This is a genomic window from Saccharibacillus kuerlensis DSM 22868, assembly GCF_000378145.1.
Taxonomy (GTDB): Bacteria; Bacillota; Bacilli; order Paenibacillales; family Paenibacillaceae; genus Saccharibacillus; species Saccharibacillus kuerlensis.
Genome location: NZ_KB899284.1, coordinates 82,855 through 103,072, shown reverse-complemented (window position 1 = coordinate 103,072; position 20,218 = coordinate 82,855). Strand labels below are relative to the sequence as shown.

Genomic DNA, 20,218 nt, shown 5'->3' with positions numbered 1-20,218 from the left:
TCTGTCGCTACTGAAAATAAAGAGTGAATATAAGGAGCCATTATGGACCATAACAAAATCATTGAGCGCGCCCTGATCTACATTGAGAATCATCTGCAGCAGCCCTTAACCGTAGAATCCGTCGCCCATGCTTTTAACATGTCCAAATTTTATTTTCATCGGCTGTTTTCTGCGGTAATGGGAGATTCATTGAACCAATACATCCTATCGAGAAGATTGAATGCAGCTTTGACTTTCATTCAAGACAGCAGCTCTTCCTCCCTGACCGATGTGGCTTACCGTCTTAACTTTGGCACACAAGCCTCGTTTACCCGAGCTTTCAAAAGGCAGTATGGCGTCACTCCAAGTGCTATGAAAGCGGGAAGCTCCACTCTCCTGCCGGCACCCATCCCCCCAGTAATCAGAAGGCCTTTGAAAAACATCAACGGCGATGTCGTAACAGACTTTACTTTGACCGAATTCGCAGAGACTCCAATTAGCGGAATCGCTTTTGAAGTGGATCTGGCTGCCGACGACTATAGAAAAAAAATCCGTGCTCACTCCGCCCTGCTGCTGAGTCATGTCGATAAGACTGTACAGAGCCCCTGCTACGTCATTTATTCAAACTGTCGACCTGACTCCCCTACTTTCAATGTGCTGTGCGGAATTCCGGGACGCATCGAAATCGATGAACCGTACTCCTTTACCGTCGATGTACCGCAGACTTTCTGTGCTCGGTTCAGCTATTCCGGCGATCTCCTCGATATTGGGGATGTGTTAAAAAGCGACTATGCCCGATTCCTGAAAATCTCCAGACAGGAAACGGCCGAAACGGATATCGAGCTTATTCAGGCTTTTGACGATGTTCACCAGCTGGATTCGACTTATCATATTTATGCGCCTATCAAAAAGCTTCCCGGCGAACCTGATCTGTAAATTCAAGCTCCGCTTCCCATTCCGCCCGCTCCTTTCTTTTTGACTTTGGTCATTCTCTATCTGTACATAAAATATCATGCTGGACGGCATCCGGCTTTCCATATCTTGCTGTAAAATGGCACGGCAAAGAGGCACCTCTCTTGAGGTGCCTCTTCTTGTGTCCTGATCCGATTCTCCGCCGCTGTATTTCATACGAACGATTCAGCTGTGTTCCGCCAACTGCACTTCAAAGCCGTCCGGGTCCAAAATGTAGAAAAAACGCAGATGGGGGTTGGGAGAGATTGGGCCGCGAACGATAGGAATGCCCTTGCTGTTCAATTCTTCTATGGCCGCATCCAGCGATTCTACTTCAAAGCCGACAGAGATACCGTTCTCCGGCATAACCATAATCTCGCTGCCCTGAATCAGTTCGATCTTGGGCTGTTCTTGCGTTCCGAGCATGGCAATCTGTTTGCCGCGGCTCTCGAACCTACGATTGATCGGCAGCCCGAGAATGTTGTGATAGAACTCCAGCGAATCTTCAATGTCGCGAACGCGGAGGGTAATCCAATTTAGACTAACATTCATTGTGTCTCTTCTCCCTTTGCATAGTGTCTTAAAATTTTAAAAACGGTACAAACGCTCTGCTTGGTTATGAGAAATCTTTTTGAGAACGCGCTTCATTAACTGATTTCTGATGCTTGCAAACAAAAAGCTTTCCGATTGGGCCACCTTCCCGATCTTCCAGGATTGAGCGGAGATTTGCTGAATTCTCTTTCGGCGCCGGGCATCGTAATGAACAAAAGCTTCATGATCGCCCGCGGACGCGTGAAGACAATCGGACAGCACGCGTGCATCCTCCATCGCCAGGCAGGCACCCTGTCCCATATTGGGGGTTATCGCATGAGCGGCATCGCCGACAAAAACGATCCGGCCCGAATAAAAGCTTTTCATCGGCATAATGTCTACGATATCACGGTGGATTATGTCGGAAGGGGTTGTCTTCAGCAGCAGATCCGGTATGGGATTGTGGTAGTTCGCAAATTGACGATGCAGTTCCTGCGCAGAATAGTTTGCCAGACGGGGATCGCTTTGGCGTGCATTGATAAGCGCATACCAATACACTTTATTTTGAGGAAGCGGTACGATTCCGAAGCGGCCTTTGGTCCCCCATGTCTCGATGAAATGAGGCGACAGGCCAGGAAGATGATCACCGGAGACGACGCCGCGCCAGCAGGTGTAGCCGGCATAGCGGTAGGTTTCCGCGGGAACAAGCTGCTGGCGAACGCCGGAGTAAATGCCGTCCGCCGCGACAAGCAGATCGCCCTCCGCATAACTGCCATCATCAAACACGGCCCGAACGCAGTTATCCCGCTGCTCAAGCCGGGAAAAGGATTTTCCCCATTCTACTGTACCGGGAGGAAGAGCGGACAGAAGAATCTGATGCAGATCTTTGCGGTGAATCGAATATTGACTGCCGTAGTCGGCAGGAACCGCAAGTTGGGTGAGGTATTGGCCTCGATCCGACATCAGGCGGAATCCGCTGCTCGGATACCCCCGACGAATAATTTCGTCGGAAATGCCGTAGGGCTTCAGCGCCTGCAGAGCATTGGGAGCGATAATGATGCCTGCTCCGGCAGCAGCCGGTCCGGCATTTTTTTCATAGACTTTTACCTGCATACCGATATGCTGCAGGGCAATTGCGGCGCACAGTCCCGCAATGCCGCCGCCTATAATCAGAATGGTTCGTGCCATAGCTGACTCAGCCTCCCTTTGCCTCATACTTTAAGATGACACTTCCCAAAAAGCAAAAAAAGAACCGTTCTCGGTAAATGAATGCGTCATTTATCAAAAAACGGTTCTTTTCTTTTTCTTGCTTAACCCAAGCTGCGCCTTATTCCTCACTTAACTCAGACAATGCCTTAATCGTAAACCTTTTTCAACAACTCTATGACTTCTTCCAAGGTAAGGCCAAAAGATTTGTAGTAGGCGGCATCGGTTGCAAGCTGCTTCAGAATCAGCTGATCTCGGGTCTCCAGCATCTCTCCCGAGGTGAAGTCGGCGACAAAGCATCCTTTCCCCGTCACGGTATGGATCAAGCCGGTTCGCTCGAGTTCTTCCCAGGCTTTTTTCACCGTGATTACGCTGACGCGAAGCTCCAGGGCAGCCTGACGAATAGGAGGCAGACAGTAGCCGCTCTCCAACTCGCCTTTCAAAATGAGAGCGCTGATTTGTTCGTAAATTTGCTGGTAGATCGGTTTTTCCGATGTGTTCGAAATCGTTACGTTCATATAATCTCCACGTTAAGGAATCGTCTTACCGAAATCCGGTAAGCAATTAGAGTAAGTCCAACAAAAATCAGAATGCCCACAGCGAGGATGGAAAATTGCAGCCCTACCCGATCCAGTCCAGCCCCGTAAAAAATATCGTTTACCCAAGGAATCCCCATTGCGGCCCCTTGAGCGACAATAGCGAACAGAGCGGCAGCGATCGTCGAGAAGGTTACAGCCCCTCCATATTTGTAGGCCGTCTTGTAGTAGATAGGCAGCAGGATGATGTTAAAAATGCCCAGCATCACCCAGCAGATTCCCCAGAAACCGGCATGTGGCGCAAAGAAAAGATAGTCGATATTCGGATACAGATGAAGCGTGAACAAGCTGAAGACCATACCTGCAAGCAGATGCAGAACTTCCAGCAGGACGATCACGAAAATTCTGGCCTTCACGATATCCCTTTTGCTTGTAGGCATGAGCGTACTGAACATCAGATCATTCTGGCTCTTGAAGCCTCCGAGCATATTCGGAACCGTAATGAAACAAAAGTACAGAGGGACGAGCACATACACCCAGGCAGGAATCAGCATGAGGGCACCTGCAAGGAGGGGAAGAGCGAAGAACCACGGATTAACGCCCAACTTCAGATCCTTCATGACCAAATTATACATATAGACCCTCCTTTTTCGCAAAATAAATCATGATCTCTTCAAGACTTGGCATCGATGCGTTTAGTTTGGAAGAAGGATCAAAGTCCTCTGTACGGATCAATCCGGTGAAGCCAAACGAATTAACCTTGTAAGAGATGAGCCGCTCCTTAACTTCATTCAGGTGCGCTTCGCTGCCGCTAACAAGCCGATAAGATTCCATAAACTCATTTTTTTCGGCGCTGGCGACGATCTGTCCGTTATCGATAAACGTAATAAAGTCGGCACACTTCTCCAGGTCGGAAGTAATATGCGTCGAGAAAAGGATGCTGATTTCGCCGTCGACGATCAGTTCCTGAAAAAGATCAAGCAGATCGTCTCTTGAGACGGGGTCAAGTCCGCTTGTCGGCTCATCCAGAATGAGCAGCTTCGCGCCGTGCGACAGGGCCAGCGCCAGACTGTATTTCACTTTCATACCGGTAGACAGCTCCGCAATTTTCTTGTTTTCGTCCAGCTTGAATCGCCGCAGGCAATCGGAGTAGGTTTCTTCGTTCCAATTTTTGTAGAACTTCTTGGTGATGTCGGTTACGGTCTTGATCCTGCTGCGCGTATAAAAATCGATGTCCCCGAACGCGCATCCGATCTGCTGCTTTACCTCTGTCTCGTGCTCGGCCATATTTTTGCCAAATACGTACACTTCGCCGCTGTCGATACGAATCATATTCAGGATCGATTTGATCGTAGTTGTTTTCCCTGCACCATTGGCTCCGATAAAGCCCATGATATAGCCCTTTTCCAATTGGAAAGAAACGTCTCTGATCTGAAAGTCCGTATACTTCTTATGTAAATTTCGAATGTCCAAAGCCAGCATCATATCCACCCCCAAAATTGTGTATGTTGTTCATTCACAATGTATCACGAGGTGTTTTACAAAGTCAATCCAATAACGATGGTTTCTCCAAGCATTAACAAATTCGAAATTCACAAAAAAGAACCGCCTGCGATAAATGGATGATCCATTTTCCGAAAAGGCGGTTCTTTCTATATCCGACACTTATTTTCTGCTTATTCCTTAATGCTTATTACTTGATTACAACGTACTCCAGGTTAACCAGCTTCGCGTAAGTCACGATCTGGTCTGTCGTCAGGTTCAAGGAGACAACGGTATGGTGACCGCCGCCGTTCTCGATCCAAGCTTTGACTCCGTCTTGGAAGTTCGGTTTTACCGTCCACAGAACGCGCGCTACAGGCAGGTTCGGAGCCGGCTCTGTTGGCTCGAATGCCGTTACTTCGTTGATCAGCAGCTTGTAATGCGTACCCAGGTCCATCATCGATACGACAACACCGTCGCCGGCTTTGCCATCGAATACCAGACGAGCTGGATCTTCCTTGCCGCCGATACCGAGCGGCGATACAACGATGCTTGGCTTGTTGCCTGCCAGGGAAGGATCGACTTCGAGCATGTGGGACTGCAGGATCGCTTCTTTACCGGCTGCCATTTCATACGTGTAGTCTTCCATGAAGCCTGTGTTTTGGTTGTGGCTCATGACTTTCATCAGGCGGTCAAGCGCTGCCGTTTTCCAGTCGCCTTCGCCGGCAAAGCCGTAACCTTGAGCCATCAGGCGCTGTACAGCCAGACCCGGAAGCTGCTTCATGCCGTGCAGATCTTCAAAATTCGATGTGAAGGCGTTGTAGCCTTTGTCGTCCAAGAAGCGCTTGATCGCAATTTCGTAGCCCGCTTGAACCCGAACGCTGGCTTCCCAAGCTTCTTTGCTGTTCGTGCCATAGTCGAATTCGTACAGGTTGGCATACTCAGCCATCAAGGCATCGATTTCCTGCTCGCTAACGGCATTTACGTATTCGACAAGGTCGCCAATTCCGTAGTAATCGACTGTCCAGCCGAACTGGATCTGAGCTTCGACTTTGTCGCCTTCTGTTACGCCAACGTTGCGCATGTTGTCGCCGAAGCGGGCAACGCGGATATTGAAGCTTTCGTTGTAAGCAACGGCTACGTCCATCCAGTCTGCAATCTGCTTCTGGACTTCCGGACGCTCCCAATAGCCGACAACGACTTTGTTCTGTTTGTTCAAACGAGCGTTAATGAATCCGTACTCGCGGTCACCGTGAGCGGCTTGGTTCAGGTTCATGAAGTCCATGTCGATTGTCGCCCAAGGAATGCTCTCATTGAACTGAGTCGCCAGGTGCAGCAGAGGTTTTTGCAGCATTTTTGTGCCGCGGATCCACATTTTTGCAGGCGAGAACGTGTGCATCCAAGTGATGATGCCCGCTACTTCGTCGCGATAGTTTACTTCTTTCATGATGTTTGTAATTTTGTCTGCCGTTACAGCCAGATCTTGAAGAACGAGCGGATAAGGAAGTACGCCGCTGGCATTCAGGGCATCCGTCATCTGCTGCGCGTGAGCTTTAACTTCAGCCAGCGCTTCTTCTCCGTACAAGTGCTGCGAACCTACAACAAACCAAAACTGTTTATCAGCTGTCAATGTCATATAAGTCATCCTCTTTTCATAATGAATGATGGGTAAGGCCGGCAATCGGTAAGACTTGTAAGACTTGTGATCGATTACACTCATCATTGATTGCGCTAGTGATCGGTGATGCTCACGATAGCTAAATTCGGAAACGGTTCAGCCTATTTTTTCTGTCCGTAGTAGGCATCTTTCCCGTGCTTGCGCAGATAGTGCTTATCCAGAATGCCCTGCGGCAGTTCTTTGGCAAAATGGTTCAGCTGACGCGCGTACAGGTTCATCTTGCACACTTCTTCCAGTACGACGCTGTTTACGACCGCCGATTTCACGTCTTTGCCCCAAGTGAAAGGTGCATGCCCCTGCAGCAGGACAGCCGGAATCGCCAGAATGTCCACGCCGAGCTTCTCGAACGTTTCAATAATGACTTTGCCTGTCTCCGCTTCGTAGCCGCGATCAATCTCTTCCTGTGTCAAAAATCTTGCGCAAGGTACGGAACCGTAGAACGTATCCGCATGCGTCGTTCCCATAACCGGCACATCTAGTCCTGCCTGCGCCCAGATCGTCGCCCAAGTGGAGTGAGTATGCACGATACCGCCGATTTGCGGATAGTGCTTGTACAGCACAGCGTGAGTCGCCGTGTCGGAAGATGGTCTCATCTCTCCTTCAACGACATTGCCGTCGAAGTCCACAACAACCATGTCGCTCGGCTTCATTGTTTCATAGCTGACTCCGCTCGGCTTGATGACGAACAGATTGCTTTCGCGGTCAACGGCACTTGCATTGCCCCAAGTGAATTTCACGAGGCCGTGCTTAGGCAGTTCCAGATTCGCTTGATATACCTCTTCTTTCAATTGTTCCAACAAGGTAAGTCACTCCTGTTCTAAATGAGATGGTCTACAGCAGCCTGCTCAATGGCAAGTCCGGCTTGGTAACGTTTGATAAAGGTTTCGAAACCAGCGACATCCGCCGGATCCGGAGCAATCTCTTCTCCTGCGACATCTTTGAACACTTTTTCGCCGAGGAAACCCTCCAGGCTTTCTCCCTGATCCTTGTTAGTCATGTAGGAAGCCAGCAGCGCCATGCCCCATGCTCCGCCTTCGCCGGCTGTGGACATCACAGAGATCGGTACGTTCAGCGCAGCGGCCAAAGCTTTCTGTCCGACGACAGGAGTCTTGAACAATCCGCCGTGTCCCAGAATGCTGTCAATGCCGACTTTCTCGTTCTCGGTCAGAATATCCATACCGAGCTTCAATGCTCCGAAAGCGGTGAACAGATGCGTACGCATGAAGTTAGCCAGATTAAAGTTGCTTTCCGGCGAACGAACGAACAGCGGTCTGCCCTGCTCCAGGCCTGTAATATTCTCGCCCGAGAGATAGCCGTAGCTCATCAGGCCGCCCGCATCCGGATCGGCTTCGAGCGCTTTGCCGAGCAGCACGCTGAACAGCTTGCCGGAATCGGCGCCGTAGCCCATCGCTTCGGAGAATTCGCGGAACAATCCCATCCAGGCGTTCAGATCGCTGGAACAGTTGTTGGCATGTACCATGCCGACCGGACTGCCGTCCGGCGTTGTCACCATATCGATCTCCGGATAGAGCTTGGACAATTCATGCTCCAATACGATCATCGCGAATACGGAAGTACCTACAGAAACGTTGCCTGTACGCTTCTTCACGCTGTTCGTAGCAACCATGCCTGTTCCGGCATCGCCTTCCGGCGGACACAAGGCAATACCTGCTTGGAGATCGCCGGCCGGGTCGAGCAGCTTCGCTCCTTCGCCTGTAAGCGCACCGGCTTGTTCGCCGGAGAGCAGTACTTGAGGCAGAACGCCTTCCAGCTTCCATGGGTAACCTTTCGCTGCGATCAGTTCGTCGAACTGCCTAACCATCGCAGGGTGGTACGTATGACTCGACTCTTCGATCGGGAAAATCCCAGAAGCATCGCCTACGCCGATCACTTTGCTGCCAGTCAGCAGCCAGTGGATGTACCCGGCCAGCGTCGTTACATAATCGATACTCGGTACATGCTCTTCTCCGTTCAAGATCGCTTGGTACAGATGGGCGATAGTCCAGCGCTCCGGAATATTGAATTGGAACAATTCCGTGAGTTCACGTGCCGCCGCGCCTGTTGTCGCATTGCGCCAAGTACGGAACGGTACCAGCAGCTTGCCCGTATTATCGAATGCCATATAGCCGTGCATCATGGCCGAGAATCCGATCGAACCTACGGTCTGAAGCGTTACTCCGTATTTCTGCTGGACGTCCTGCTTCATTTCACGGTAAGCCGTCTGGAGACCTGTCAGGATAACCTCCTGATCGTATGTCCAAAATCCGTCTTTTAACTGGTTTTCCCACTCATAGCTTCCCGAAGCGACCGTCTCGAAACGCTGATCGATCAATACAGCTTTGATTCGGGTCGATCCGAACTCGATCCCGAGCGAAGTCTGTCCGCCGATGATCGCTTGTTTCAAGTCCTCTTGATTCATGATCTTATTTGTCCCCTTCCTGGTCACGCTCTGCTTTTACAGAAATTCGATTCTGATGCGATTTGAATGCGATCTCTATCTCTATGTGCCTTCTATACGAAAAACTCTCGATCCAATCGGTCTATTGACGAGACAACTCTAAAGTTGGGACCGAAAGAATGCGGTTTCAAAGCTTATAAACCTAGTATATTTTGTTGTACGTACATTTGTCAATCCATTATAACAGTCACACCAACATAAACGATTTTCCCCCTCTTATAGACTGATATTCATGCTTTTTCGTAAGAAAAAGGGAGATTTCACGGTTTGAACCGTCCAAAATATCTTATTTCGTTTTGTTTCAATCTATTCAATCCTAAATATGTACGTACAACTTTTCAAGAATTGAAAAGTGCTTATTAACGGTGCTTCCGGGGCTGTAGGGATCTATGCAGTGCAGTTGACCAAGTATTACGGCGCTGAAGTTACCGGGGTGTGTTCTGCTGGCAACGAAGAGTTGGTCCGAACAGCGGGCGCGGATGAGCCATTTTTGCGACAGCCGGCCTTATGCAGAACAAAGACAATATGGCCTTCCTGATGGAACTCACCAAAACCGGAATACTGAACGCCGTGATTGATCGCCGCTATTCTCTGGAACAACTGCCCGAAGCTCATGAATATGTAGAAACCGGACGCAAAAAAGGGAATGTGATTATTAAGTTTGACTCTATGTTTTGAATCGCACCTGATCGGATGGCAAAATGGAAGCGAACTGCTGCAGTAGGTGACGATGATGACGTATGATTTGTTCGGCTGTTAACTCATCGGAGTCGAAGGTGCTGGTACAATCGTCAGCCAACTCAACGTTATACCCGTAGGAGTAAGCTCTTTTTACCGTTGTATCTACGCAGTACTCGATCTGAATCCCGCAGATGACCAACCCCTCGACTTCATGGTTACCCAGCAGCGTGTGAAGATCCGTTTCGTGAAAAGAGTCTGCATGATACTTGATCATGAGGAGATCTTCTGGTGCAGGTGCAAGCGGATCGACCACTTTCCATAAGGGTTGTTCAACCGAGCGCGGCCCTGTCATCTCCGTATGTAAAACATAAACTATGGGCGACTGCGCTTCTCTGGCTTTATCAATTAAAAGTTTTGTATTCGCGATTAGTCCCTCTTCCTGATAAAGAGTTTTGCCTCCGTAATCTTTCCAAACAAAAGGCATGGTTTGCATATCAACGATCAGCAGTGCTTTTTTCACCTGTCGATCTCCTCCTTCCCTTGGACCTCTCTAACTCATACCGGAACAATCCATGCCTCGTGCAGTGAAAATACAGAGTGCCTCCGTACATTTTGGGGAATCGTGTCTCGGCATTCTGCTCCGGATATAATTTGATGATCAGAACTCTATCAATCGATACGTAAGCCAGGAAAGAAATATAGTGATCTTTGCTCATCTCATGCTTCAAAGTGACGTAATAATCATCTTCTACTTCTTCAATCTGCATCGTATGTTCTTCATCGATCGGATGAGTCTGAAGCGGCTCCAAAATTCTGCCGCAGCAGGAAAGATTAATCCCTCCCGTACTTGTAATCACATTGCCGCAGTCTTTACATGAGAACCAGTTCATCCTTCCTACACTTCCACTATCCTGATCATTCGGCTGCAGCTCTCCTGACAATATTTTTTCAATATTAACGCCCAGCACCTCGGATAAGCGGCTCAACAGCGAAATGTCCGGGCACCCTACGCCACGCTCCCATTTGGAAATCGCCTGCTCGCTCACATTCATAAGAAGGGCCAGATTCCGTTGGGTCATATTTTTTTCTTTTCGAAGACGCTGTATCAACTGCCCTACCTTTGCACTATTCAATATCTTCACCTCCAGCACTAGCGTATAACGCAATCCCCATCCCCACAATAAACGTACCGTTTAGTATAGGAATTTGTAGTATAGAGATTCAGTATAGAAATCTAAACAAAAAGCGACCTTTCCTTTATGAAAAGGCAGGTCGCATCCACTTCTTATCCTTCATTTCTCTTTATTCTTCATTTCTCTCTTGGCATCTTCTTTAGATATGTTTGCCCGCATCGAGAAGCTGCCTATTGTGCTCTGTCAGTGGGACTTCTGGATGGCCCATCTGATTCACGCCGCTGGAAAAATCCCTTTCGATTCCATGCTGCATCACGAAATTTCAGATGATGGATTCCCTTTTATTTCTTCTCCAGCAGCTTCAACACGTTTATAAGAACGACTACGGCTTCCGCTCTTGTCGTTTGAGCTCTTGGATTGAATTTGTTGGTGCTCGTTCCACGAATAACTCCTGCATTCTTCAACGCCGCTGCTGAGCCTTTTGCCCAGGCAGGAACCGCTTTGTCGTCTGCAAACGGTGTTTCGGCATTGTTCCCGGCAGGGAGCTTGAGCGCCTTGGCTGCCATGACCGCCATCTCGGCGCGGGTCAGGTGAGCATAAGGCCGGAAGGAGCCGTCACTATACCCAGTAACGATACCGGCCTGCAGTGCCTGCGATACGGCTTGTTGAGCCCAGACTCCGATCTCGGCGGTATCTGTGAAGTTTAAGGCTGCGCCCGCTTCCTCTCCGTTCAGCACATTCATCAGCATGACCGAGAATTCCGCACGCGTCACGATGGAGTCGGGCTCGAATGTTCCGTCCGGGTAACCGGCGACGATGCCTTCATGGATGGCCCGTCTAACGATTTCTTCCGCCCAGTGCCCCGAAAGATCGCGAATCGCAGCTTCCTGCGTATTTCCGTCCACAGGCGCTTCTGCCCGCTCATCCACAGCAAGCACCGCGTACTTCGCCAAATGGTCCACCTCTACAGTGATTCGATGTTCTCCAACCGTGCCGCTTTCAACTTGGATCCATTCTCTCTTCGTTTCATCGTAATAAAACACGGCAGCCGTGTGTTCGTTATTTAAGACTGCGCGATCGAACGCCAAAGACAAGGTTACAGGCTTCCTGAAACTTTCTAGCGAATTTTTGAGCAATTCAAAGACCGGGCTTGCCAAAATTTCATTGTTCGTCAGCAGAGACTGTGTATCGGATACTTTTTGAATCGTCAGCTTAAGTTCTTTGAGTGAAGCGCCCGCTGGAATCGTCATGCTGATTTCTTCTCCTAGACCAACGGTACCCGACCTGCCCGCCGGAAGCGTCAGGTGTCCATTCGTTGAGACGGTCGGACCTTCAAACGAAGGCATCGTGAAAGCAGGAGAGTCGGAAGGCAAGGAAGAATTTCCGTCTGCCGCAGTTACGGTCAGGACAGCGTAAACATTCGACTTGGTCGTCCCAATGCCCGGATTACCCGTCAGATTGGTTACGCCATCGTTCTGCAGCGTTATGTAATTGACTGCCGCACTTACGTTGGTTTGAGGCGTAAAAGTCGCCGTCCATGTGATTCCGCCATCGGCTGAAGTCACGCTGCTTAACGTTCCGCTCTCAACCGTCAGGTCGTTATTCGTAAAATCCGTCACCGCCTCCGAGAATGTGATCGTTACCCGGGAGCTCTCGCCCGCCGTCAGTGTCGAATCTTCAATCGCCACAACCGCTGTGGGTACGACTGTGTGGATCGAGTAATTGTTGGAATTTATCGCTCCTTCTCCTGAGTTGCCCGCAAGATCCGCTGCTCCGGCATTGTCGAGTACGATGACATTAGTCGAACTCTCGACATCTGTCGTCGGTGTCAGTATCGCCGTCCATGTGATTCCCCCGTCGAGTGTAGACAGCCCGCTCAGGGTACCCTTTCCGGCCGTGAGATCTTCTATCGTCAGGCCGGTCACCGCTTCCGAGAACGTGATGGTAATCGGCGAAGTCGTTCCGCTCTTCAGCGTCGTATTCGTCACCGCTACCGTCGCTGTTGGCCTGATTGTATCGACCGCGTAATTGTCGGAATCGGTCTTTCCGGTGCCCGTATTGCCCGATTGACCGGCGATGCCCGAGTTATCGAGCGTTACGGTATTGACGGAAGCCTCGACGTCCACTGCCGATGTCAGCGTCGCTGTCCATGTCGTCCCGCCGTCGCCCGAAGACGGATCGCTGATCGTACCGTTCCCGACCGTGAGATCTTCCTTCGTAAAACCGACTATCGCTTCCGAGAAAACAAACGTTACGTCAGCCGTCTCTCCAATGGCCAGCGATGTGTCTGAAAGGGTGATTGCTGCCGCCATTGGTCTGACGGTATCGACCGCATAATCGTTTGATGGGGTCGTGCCCGTTCCGATATTGCCGGCAAGATCCATAATTCCTAGGTTATCGAGAGTCATAATATTGGTCGAGGCTTGAGTATTTGCGGCAGGCGTCAAAGTCGCCGTCCAGGTTGTGCCGCCATCGCTTGAAGACAGATCGCTAATCGTGCCGTTATCGACCGTGAGATCTTCCTTCGTAAAGCCCGTTATCGCTTCCGAGAACGTAATGGTAACTTGAGCGGTTTCTCCGGAATTCAAGAAAGAATCCGATACCACAATCTCTGCCGTCGGCCTGATCGTATCAATCGCGTAGTTGGACGATACGGTCGTCCCGCTGCCTGCATTTCCCGCCATATCCATTACGCCCGCATAATCAAGCGTGATAACATTGTTCGAATCCGTAACAGCTGCATTCGGAACTAAAGTCGCCGTCCATGTAACTCCGCCGTCGAGTGTGGCAAGATTACTTATCGTACCGTTTGGAACGATTAGATCGGCAGCTGTGAAACCGACTACCGCTTCCGTAAATATGAGCGTTACGGCAGCAGAATCCCCGATGGCCAGCACCGTATCCGAAATCGTAATGCCGCTCATCAACGACGGCCTGATTGTATCGATCGAATAGGCATTCGATACAGTTGTTCCCGTACCCCATTCTTGAGCTGAATTTTGTACGTCTGCGTTATTGAGCGTAACCACTTCGTTGGAAGCTTTTATGTTTGCATTCGGAGTCAATACGGCCGTCCATGTAACTCCGCCATCGAACGAAGAGAGATTGCTGATCGAAGCGTTCTTAGACTCTAAGTCGCTAGCTGTAAAGCCGCTTACCGCTTCCGAGAACGTGATGGTAACTATGGCGGTCTCCCCAATCTTCAGCGACGTATCCGAGACGACAATCGTCGATGTTGGAGAAGCGGCATAGGCATGATTTACGTGTTTTGAATACAGCGGCCCTGTCATCACGAATGCGGCCAAGAGAACCCTTCCAATCTTTTTCATAAAATGCATACAAGCCTCCCTTTGCTTTTTTGAATTATTGATCTACAAATCCTTTTACTTTCCTGATATTTTGAAGTCTTTCTTTGTTAGTCGCTTGCTTGTTTAACATTCAATAGATATTTCCCAATCCCTGCATGCGTCATCAAAGATTGAAAAGAAAAAGCCACCGAAACCTGCAGACAAAGTCTCAGGTATACTCGGTGGCTCTTAGGGTTAGTTGGTGTTGATATGGTTTTTGGCACGGTTCAGCGTATCATTCTAACATTAAGTTGTTGTTTGACAGTCAGAGCGTCTTCATTTAAAGCAGCTTGATCAGCTCTTCCAATTCCTCAGCCAAGACCTTTGCAAGTTCAAAATCGGTTTTTTTCAAAGCCAATTCGATTTTCATCTCAAGCGCTTTTTTATTTTGTTCCGCTTCCAGGTAACCCTGATCGAAATGACGCTTATAAATCATCTGTCTGAATTTGCGCATCGTCATTTTTCGAATCGTCTTACCATCAATGATCAGCACATAATCCATCCCATTTACAACGGAATAGAAGTCATGAGAGATCATAAGAATAGCGCCTTTATACTCTTGGATCGCTTTTTCCAATGCGAGCTGCGAGTAGATGTCCAGATGGCTGGTCGGTTCATCCAGAAGCAGTACGTTTGCTTTGCTGGCAGACACTTTGGCCAACTGCAGCATGTTTTTTTCTCCGCCGGATAGAGATCCTATTTTTTGGTCGAAGATCTCACCTTCAAAGCTGTAGTCGGCCAGATACGCTCTGATCTCATCATACGTCTTAAATCCGGCATCGATGAATTCGTTCAAGATCGTATTCGAATCGGTTAGCGTTTCGTCCTGAGACTGAGACAAATAAGACACTTTGGCCTCTGCATGGACTTCGATTGCATCGTGATTGTTGCGGAAAATTTCTCGGAGCAAAGTCGTTTTGCCCGTACCGTTTGGACCGATAATAGCGACTTTGTCTGTCGATTTGATCTCGAAGTTCACATTCTCCAGCAGCAGTTCATCAAAAGAAACGCTGTAATTGTTGACACTTACCATAACGGTATCTTCCAGTACCTGATCGACACCCAGATGGATACGCGGCTGCTTAATATCAACAAATGGAGCCTTGATGCGGCGCGCTTCCAATCTTTCCTGGAACTTCACGCGGGCTTTTAACGCTCTGCCTCTGGATGGATCGTCGACATTGGTTGCAATCTCTCTCAGATTATCGATGAGGTTATCGTATCGCTCGATTTCTTCGGCTTCAGCCACCGCGATTTCCTGCAGCTCAATCTTGGTCTGAAGCAGCGAGAAGTTGTAATCGATATAGCGCCCGTCAAACTCCTGGATCTCGGTGTCTTCAAGGTGAATGATTTTGTTAAAGCAGTGGTTGAGCAGATAGCGATTGTGCGTCACTACGAGCAGCATACCCTTGTGGGAATTAATGAGTTTTTTAAGCGCATTTATGTTTTCAAAGTCTAAAAACACATCCGGTTCGTCCATAATCATCAAGTCCGGACGACTCAGCATTTCCTTCATCACTTGAACGAGCTTGAATTCCCCGCCGCTTAGGGAGGATACGTCAAGATCTTTCAGCTTGATGAGGTTGGCCAGGTTCAGCTGTTTGTTGATGGTGTTTTCAAAATTGTCTCCGTCCATTGCTTCGAAAGCATCCAAAGCGGATTGAAGCTTTTCCATCAGCGCATCCATGTCCGTCGTCGTAGCCATTTCCGCATAAATATCCGTGAGTTCATCCTGGATCCGAATAAATTCTTCTCCGATATATTCAAAAACAGTCATTTCTTTGGTTTTATCCACCTGCGAGAACTGGCTCACATATCCGATTTTGCAATCCGGGTCGATCTCAAGCTTGCCATCGTACAAATATTTCTCCGGATCCATCAGCATATCGATCAGCGTACTTTTCCCACTTCCGCTTGTTCCGATGAAGGCGCAGTGCTGGCCTTCTTCAAGCGTAAACGAGATGTTGTTATAGAGTTCCTTTTGCGGAAACGAGAAGGATACGTTTTCAACTTTTATCATAGTGTTACCTTTCTTGATAGCTAAATTGGTAATTATTTTTTAGGGGTGTGGCGGAGCATAAGTGTTATGTTTACCACTCTTCAGAGTAACACTGATGGGGGGGAAGTACAATTGATTTGTAGCCAAATCAACGAAAGTCTTTGAGCTGTATGATTCTACTTTGTGGCTTGAGGACGGCGGCGCAGCAAACACATCCGGTCGGTCGCACCTCCTTGATGTATTAAAAAAAGGCGAGCACTGTAAGTGCTCGCCTTCTCAATCGCATCTTCCGCTTATACCAGTGGATGCGGGATATAAAGTTCTTCCAGACTCGCGATTTCTTCAGCCGTCAATTGAATGGACAAGGCCGAAACGGCTTCTTCCAGGTGGCTGACTTTGGTTGAGCCGATAATCGGCGATGCAACCCCGTCTTTATTCAACAGCCAGGCCAAAGCCATTTGTGCACGCGTAACTCCCCGATGTGCTGCAGCTTCCGCTACCCTTTCCACTACTTTACGATCCGCGTCCTCCGTCTTGGCAAACAGCCCCTTCGCTACCTGGTCATTTTTCGAGCGCACGGTTTGTTCATTCCAATCGCGGGTTAAGCGCCCAGCAGCTAGAGGCAGATATGGAGTAATCGCTACGCCCTGATCTTGGCAAAGAGGAAGCATCTCGCGTTCTTCTTCCCGGTACAGCAGGTTCAATCTATTTTCCATCGCAATAAACCGAGTCCAACCGTAACGTTCCGCAATATGCTGGGCTTTCGCAAACTGCCAAGCGAGCATGGAAGAAGCCCCAATATATCTAATCTTGCCCGCCTTAATTAGATCGTGCAGAGCCTCCATCGTTTCTTCGATCGGGGTATTCGGATCCCAGCGATGAATTTGATACAGATCGATGTAGTCGGTCCCGAGCCGCTTCAGGCTGTTATCCAATTCGGTTATGATCGCTTTACGGGAAAGCCCCATGGCGTTCGGACCTTTTCGCATCGGAACGAACACCTTGGTCGCAATAACCACTTCGTCACGAGAAGCGTAATCCTTCAGGGCACGGCCCAAAATTTCCTCACTGGTTCCGTCGGAGTACATATTGGCCGTACTGAAAAAATTAATGCCCAGTTCGAGCGCTCTTTTAATAATCGGTCTGCTGTCTTCTTCACCTAACGACCAAGGCGTATTACCGCGTTCCGGTATACCGAAGCTCATCGTTCCAAGACTCAATCGCGATACGTCCAAGCCGCTTCGTCCGAGTTTTACATATTCCATTTGATCAAACACTCCTTAAAATAAGTAGGATAGAATTATACGTAAAATAGAATTTGCCATACATCTGATAAGTATCCGTTCCGGTCGTTATCACCACGGAAGCTCACGATTCGCATTGGAGAATGTACCGTTAGGAACCGCTTCGTCCAGAAGTGCCAGACGTATAGGTTGACGCGCGGCCTGCTCAGTCGTACCTGTTCCCTCAAAATTATTGAGATCCGTTGCTGTAAATCCCGGGCACACTGTATTAACTTTAATCCCTGTCGATTCCAGCTCGATGGCAAAAGCAAGTGTCATAGCGTTAAGCGCCGTTTTCGAAGGCCCATATACGGCACCAAACATTTCGCGGTGAGAATGGGTTGGATCCGCGTTCAAGGTTAACGAACCGGAACCGCTTGATACGTTGACGATCCGTGCCGTAGGAGCCCCGCGAAGCAGAGGTAGCATAGCCTGTGTGACAGCGATAACGCCAAACACATTGGTCTCGAAAACAGCTCGCACTTCGTCCAAAGATGCCGTACTTGGTCGACCCGATTTCCCAATCTCTTGAAGCGGCCTGCCCGGTTCACCGGCATGCGATATACCGGCATTGTTGATGAGAACATCGAGGCGCCCAAGGTCTCTACGAATACTGGCCGCTGCAGTTAACAAAGAATGGGGATCCGTCACATCAATCTGCAGGGGCCGAGCATCTTCTCCAATACTTTCTGCAGCCGCTTTTCCTTTATCGAAATCTCGAGACCCTACGAGTACGGTGAAGCCATGTCCTGTCAAACCTTTAGCGATTTGAAAGCCGATTCCTTTGTTGGCCCCAGTAATAAGAGCAACAGGTTTAGGATGCATATTCGTCCCTTCCTTTCTTGGCATTCTCAGTGAAATAAAAACAATATTACGTTCTTATAAGCCCTTATACGTATAGTACATATAGGTTGATGTATCAACTTAGTGGACGCGCGTCGTTTTTGGTTGATGTATCAACTCGAGTATACTTTAATCTCTTGAGGATGACATGTCAACCATGTTATGATATTTCCATGGATAAAAACGAACTGAACGAAGAAGAACTGCAAATATGGAACATGTGGAAAGGTAATTTCAAGCGGACTTTCGGTAGGGTCGTCAAAGAGATGTCCGAACATACCGGGCTATCGGAAGGCGACTTCGGGATCTTGGATCGGTTGGTTCAATTTGGAGACGGAAAGCTGCGTCAACAGGAACTGGCAGACTCTATGGACTGGGACAAAAGCCGATTGTCGCATCACTTAACCCGGATGGAAAAACGCGGCCTTGTGGTTCGAAAACCGCTAACTACCGAACGCGGCGTTCAAGTTGAGATTACCCTCGCCGGGCAAGCCGCTTTGGACGAAGCTCTCCCCGTTGTTTCATCCGCTATACGCAAATATTTTCTAAGTCAATTGACCCCTCAGGATCTTGAATCGATTACGGCACTGGCTGAACGAACAAAAAAGCAATCTTGAAGCCTTGTTAAAATTTTACCAAAACAGCAGCATCCTCTATCGTCAGAAAGCGGCGGAAGAGGATGCTTTTTTGTGCGGTGCTTTTACTTATGGTACAGATGTATGACAGGTCGATCGGCAAATAACTATGTTAAACTATTAAAAGAGCAGCGCCTATCTATGACAAAGAATGCTTCACAACCTGATAGGAGTACGTATAACGCGAAGCCTAGCAGCTTGTCTCAATCAGATGAACGGTTTCGCCTGTCTGAATCGCACTTAAACCATGTACGTTTCAGCCAAACAAAATCCTACTATTTAAGTGAGACAAGCTGCTAGCTAGAAAGGAGCTGCCATGCATCGTTTCCAGAAAAAAATGATGAGACCATTATTCGCACCCATGCTTCCAGGTGGAATCGTGATCATTCTCATATTTTCTCTTGATTACTTCCAATTTGAACTTGTTGAAAAATTTCTGCTGTTTGCGGCTTTTGTTATTGTACCTTTAGTCATTTTATTGTTGGACTATGACGAGAAGAGTACCCATCAACGGACAATCTATACGGCTATGAAAGGGTTTCAATTCCCCGCAGCACTTCTTGTTCTAGTCTCTGTGATGAGCAGTAAAATTTGGGGGTTAGAAGGCACGTCTATACCGGGCGCACTCTCCCTTGGTTGGCTATTGCTCACCTTGCTGCTTGGTATGTATGGGATAGCGACTATAGGGGACCATAAGGGAAAAATAGCGGAGATTGCGATTGGCGCGGGACTCATTTACTTTTTTATCGGGGGCATTTGGTTCACCTTATATCAATATCAATTGAACCTCTTCCAAGCTAATCCTGACACCCATGCATTAAGTTCGGTTCACTTTCATTTTTCTTCTGCGATCGTTCCGATTTTTATTGGGATACTGGGACGGATCATGACGAAGAAAAGCTGGTATCCGTGGGTCGTTGCCATCGATATTATCGGACCCATCTTAATCGCGATCGGCATGATTTTCTCCAAGCCAATCGAGTACATCGGTGTCACTTTGTTTGCTTGTAATATTGCGATTTACACCACGTATCTCCTTACTTACTTGAAGCGAAATCCATTACACAAAAAGGCAGCCTTCTTTTTAGTTCTTTCCTGCCTGGCCTTCTACAGCGTTGTCGTCGTTTCCATGTTCTATCCGCTGCTGAAAAATAGATTCGACTTCACCATACTTGATTTCATTCCCATTTACGGATCGCTGCATGCGTTTGGATTTGTTTTGTTTGGATTAATCGGATGGGTGTACATGGCAGACTCTTTTAAGCAAAAAAACGTTAACCGAAAAGGGTAGTCATGATTTCCCGCTATTACTGATGATACGGCTCCACTGATTAATCTTCACCGTTTGATACATCTGCGCTCAAGATCCGCTCGCCTTCCTTATTCTTCACAATTTTCACTTCCGCATCTCTCATTTAGAAAAACGCCCTGTTTGCCGATTCTTGAGAATCAGCAAACAGGGCGTTTAGTTAGAGC

The 20,218-nt window shown here is 48.5% G+C and carries 17 protein-coding genes and 1 pseudogene; 4 read left to right on the top strand and 14 right to left on the bottom strand.

All coding sequences use genetic code 11. The features are described 5' to 3' along the window. Positions 1 to 42 precede the first annotated feature (42 nt). Positions 43 to 915 carry a helix-turn-helix transcriptional regulator gene (locus tag F456_RS0110700; protein WP_018977023.1) on the top strand — a complete coding sequence of 291 codons (873 nt, stop codon included), beginning with the start codon at positions 43 to 45 and terminating at the stop codon, positions 913 to 915. A gap of 201 nt (positions 916 to 1,116) precedes the next feature. On the opposite strand, the gene F456_RS0110695 is transcribed toward F456_RS0110700, so the two are convergent. The 8 genes from F456_RS0110695 to F456_RS0110660 all read right to left on the bottom strand — a co-directional run bounded on the left by F456_RS0110695 (position 1,117) and on the right by F456_RS0110660 (position 8,782). Next, the gene (locus F456_RS0110695; protein WP_018977022.1) at positions 1,117 to 1,482 is read right to left on the bottom strand and encodes a VOC family protein; all 366 of its coding nucleotides are present in this window, start codon (positions 1,480 to 1,482) and stop codon (positions 1,117 to 1,119) included. A 36-nt stretch (positions 1,483 to 1,518) separates the two neighbouring features. After that, entirely contained in the window at positions 1,519 to 2,649 is a 1,131-nt protein-coding gene (locus tag F456_RS0110690) for an FAD-dependent oxidoreductase (protein WP_018977021.1), read from the bottom strand. A gap of 167 nt (positions 2,650 to 2,816) precedes the next feature. Further along, entirely contained in the window at positions 2,817 to 3,185 is a 369-nt protein-coding gene (locus F456_RS0110685) for a GntR family transcriptional regulator (protein WP_018977020.1), read from the bottom strand. Further along, complete coding sequence (locus F456_RS0110680) at positions 3,182 to 3,838, bottom strand: ABC-2 transporter permease (RefSeq protein WP_018977019.1); 657 nt, start codon at positions 3,836 to 3,838, stop codon at positions 3,182 to 3,184. The genes F456_RS0110685 and F456_RS0110680 overlap by 4 nt, the downstream gene beginning before the upstream one ends. Beyond that, positions 3,831 to 4,685, bottom strand: a complete 855-nt coding sequence (locus tag F456_RS0110675) for an ABC transporter ATP-binding protein (protein WP_018977018.1) — start codon at positions 4,683 to 4,685, stop codon at positions 3,831 to 3,833. Before F456_RS0110675 ends, F456_RS0110680 begins: the two co-directional genes overlap by 8 nt. 211 nt (positions 4,686 to 4,896) lie before the next feature. Next, positions 4,897 to 6,321 carry an L-arabinose isomerase gene (araA, locus tag F456_RS0110670; RefSeq protein ID WP_018977017.1) on the bottom strand — a complete coding sequence of 475 codons (1,425 nt, stop codon included), beginning with the start codon at positions 6,319 to 6,321 and terminating at the stop codon, positions 4,897 to 4,899. Positions 6,322 to 6,464: 143 nt separating this feature from the next. Further along, positions 6,465 to 7,163, bottom strand: coding sequence for an L-ribulose-5-phosphate 4-epimerase (locus F456_RS0110665; RefSeq protein ID WP_018977016.1), 699 nt, complete (start codon positions 7,161 to 7,163; stop codon positions 6,465 to 6,467). Between the two features lie 17 nt (positions 7,164 to 7,180). Then, positions 7,181 to 8,782 (bottom strand): xylulokinase, encoded by a 1,602-nt coding sequence (locus tag F456_RS0110660; protein WP_018977015.1) that lies wholly within the window; start codon positions 8,780 to 8,782, stop codon positions 7,181 to 7,183. Between the two features lie 388 nt (positions 8,783 to 9,170). Here F456_RS0110660 and F456_RS25135 point away from each other — a divergent pair. Further along, positions 9,171 to 9,499: pseudogene (locus tag F456_RS25135) on the top strand (zinc-binding dehydrogenase); the annotation flags it as partial. Here F456_RS25135 and F456_RS0110650 read toward each other — a convergent pair. The 6 genes from F456_RS0110650 to F456_RS0110625 form a co-directional block, all read right to left on the bottom strand. After that, the gene (locus F456_RS0110650; RefSeq protein WP_018977013.1) at positions 9,489 to 10,022 is read right to left on the bottom strand and encodes an isochorismatase family protein; all 534 of its coding nucleotides are present in this window, start codon (positions 10,020 to 10,022) and stop codon (positions 9,489 to 9,491) included. The pseudogene F456_RS25135 and the gene F456_RS0110650 overlap by 11 nt on opposite strands. Further along, positions 9,997 to 10,644, bottom strand: a complete 648-nt coding sequence (locus F456_RS0110645; RefSeq protein WP_425314169.1) for a helix-turn-helix domain-containing protein — start codon at positions 10,642 to 10,644, stop codon at positions 9,997 to 9,999. The genes F456_RS0110650 and F456_RS0110645 overlap by 26 nt, the downstream gene beginning before the upstream one ends. A gap of 332 nt (positions 10,645 to 10,976) precedes the next feature. Then, on the bottom strand, positions 10,977 to 13,973 hold the full coding sequence (locus F456_RS23605; RefSeq protein ID WP_018977011.1) for an Ig-like domain-containing protein: 2,997 nt from the start codon (positions 13,971 to 13,973) through the stop codon (positions 10,977 to 10,979). 289 nt (positions 13,974 to 14,262) lie between these two features. After that, complete coding sequence (locus F456_RS0110635) at positions 14,263 to 16,002, bottom strand: ABC-F family ATP-binding cassette domain-containing protein (protein ID WP_018977010.1); 1,740 nt, start codon at positions 16,000 to 16,002, stop codon at positions 14,263 to 14,265. Between the two features lie 272 nt (positions 16,003 to 16,274). Further along, positions 16,275 to 17,246, bottom strand: coding sequence for an aldo/keto reductase (locus tag F456_RS0110630; protein WP_018977009.1), 972 nt, complete (start codon positions 17,244 to 17,246; stop codon positions 16,275 to 16,277). 90 nt (positions 17,247 to 17,336) lie between these two features. Then, a complete protein-coding gene (locus F456_RS0110625) occupies positions 17,337 to 18,089 on the bottom strand; it encodes an SDR family NAD(P)-dependent oxidoreductase (protein WP_018977008.1) in 753 nt (250 codons plus the stop codon). A 191-nt stretch (positions 18,090 to 18,280) separates the two neighbouring features. Here F456_RS0110625 and F456_RS0110620 point away from each other — a divergent pair, with 191 nt between their 5' ends. Both F456_RS0110620 and F456_RS0110615 read left to right on the top strand, forming a co-directional pair. Next, positions 18,281 to 18,724, top strand: a complete 444-nt coding sequence (locus F456_RS0110620; RefSeq protein ID WP_018977007.1) for a MarR family winged helix-turn-helix transcriptional regulator — start codon at positions 18,281 to 18,283, stop codon at positions 18,722 to 18,724. Between the two features lie 334 nt (positions 18,725 to 19,058). Next, positions 19,059 to 20,033, top strand: coding sequence for a YndJ family transporter (locus F456_RS0110615; protein ID WP_018977006.1), 975 nt, complete (start codon positions 19,059 to 19,061; stop codon positions 20,031 to 20,033). The last annotated feature ends 185 nt before the right edge of the window (positions 20,034 to 20,218 follow it).

Bases quoted from the DNA above. Each gene is read 5' to 3' on its own strand.
- F456_RS0110700 (WP_018977023.1), top strand. From the start codon at position 43: ATGGACCATAACAAAATCATTGAGCGCGCCCTGATCTACATTGAGAAT.
- F456_RS0110695 (WP_018977022.1), bottom strand. From the start codon at position 1,482: ATGAATGTTAGTCTAAATTGGATTACCCTCCGCGTTCGCGACATTGAA.
- F456_RS0110690 (WP_018977021.1), bottom strand. From the start codon at position 2,649: ATGGCACGAACCATTCTGATTATAGGCGGCGGCATTGCGGGACTGTGC.
- F456_RS0110685 (WP_018977020.1), bottom strand. From the start codon at position 3,185: ATGAACGTAACGATTTCGAACACATCGGAAAAACCGATCTACCAGCAA.
- F456_RS0110680 (WP_018977019.1), bottom strand. From the start codon at position 3,838: ATGTATAATTTGGTCATGAAGGATCTGAAGTTGGGCGTTAATCCGTGG.
- F456_RS0110675 (WP_018977018.1), bottom strand. From the start codon at position 4,685: ATGCTGGCTTTGGACATTCGAAATTTACATAAGAAGTATACGGACTTT.
- araA (WP_018977017.1), bottom strand. From the start codon at position 6,321: ATGACATTGACAGCTGATAAACAGTTTTGGTTTGTTGTAGGTTCGCAG.
- F456_RS0110660 (WP_018977015.1), bottom strand. From the start codon at position 8,782: ATGAATCAAGAGGACTTGAAACAAGCGATCATCGGCGGACAGACTTCG.
- F456_RS23605 (WP_018977011.1), bottom strand. From the start codon at position 13,973: ATGCATTTTATGAAAAAGATTGGAAGGGTTCTCTTGGCCGCATTCGTG.
- F456_RS0110635 (WP_018977010.1), bottom strand. From the start codon at position 16,002: ATGATAAAAGTTGAAAACGTATCCTTCTCGTTTCCGCAAAAGGAACTC.
- F456_RS0110630 (WP_018977009.1), bottom strand. From the start codon at position 17,246: ATGGAATATGTAAAACTCGGACGAAGCGGCTTGGACGTATCGCGATTG.
- F456_RS0110625 (WP_018977008.1), bottom strand. From the start codon at position 18,089: ATGCATCCTAAACCTGTTGCTCTTATTACTGGGGCCAACAAAGGAATC.
- F456_RS0110620 (WP_018977007.1), top strand. From the start codon at position 18,281: ATGGATAAAAACGAACTGAACGAAGAAGAACTGCAAATATGGAACATG.
- F456_RS0110615 (WP_018977006.1), top strand. From the start codon at position 19,059: ATGCATCGTTTCCAGAAAAAAATGATGAGACCATTATTCGCACCCATG.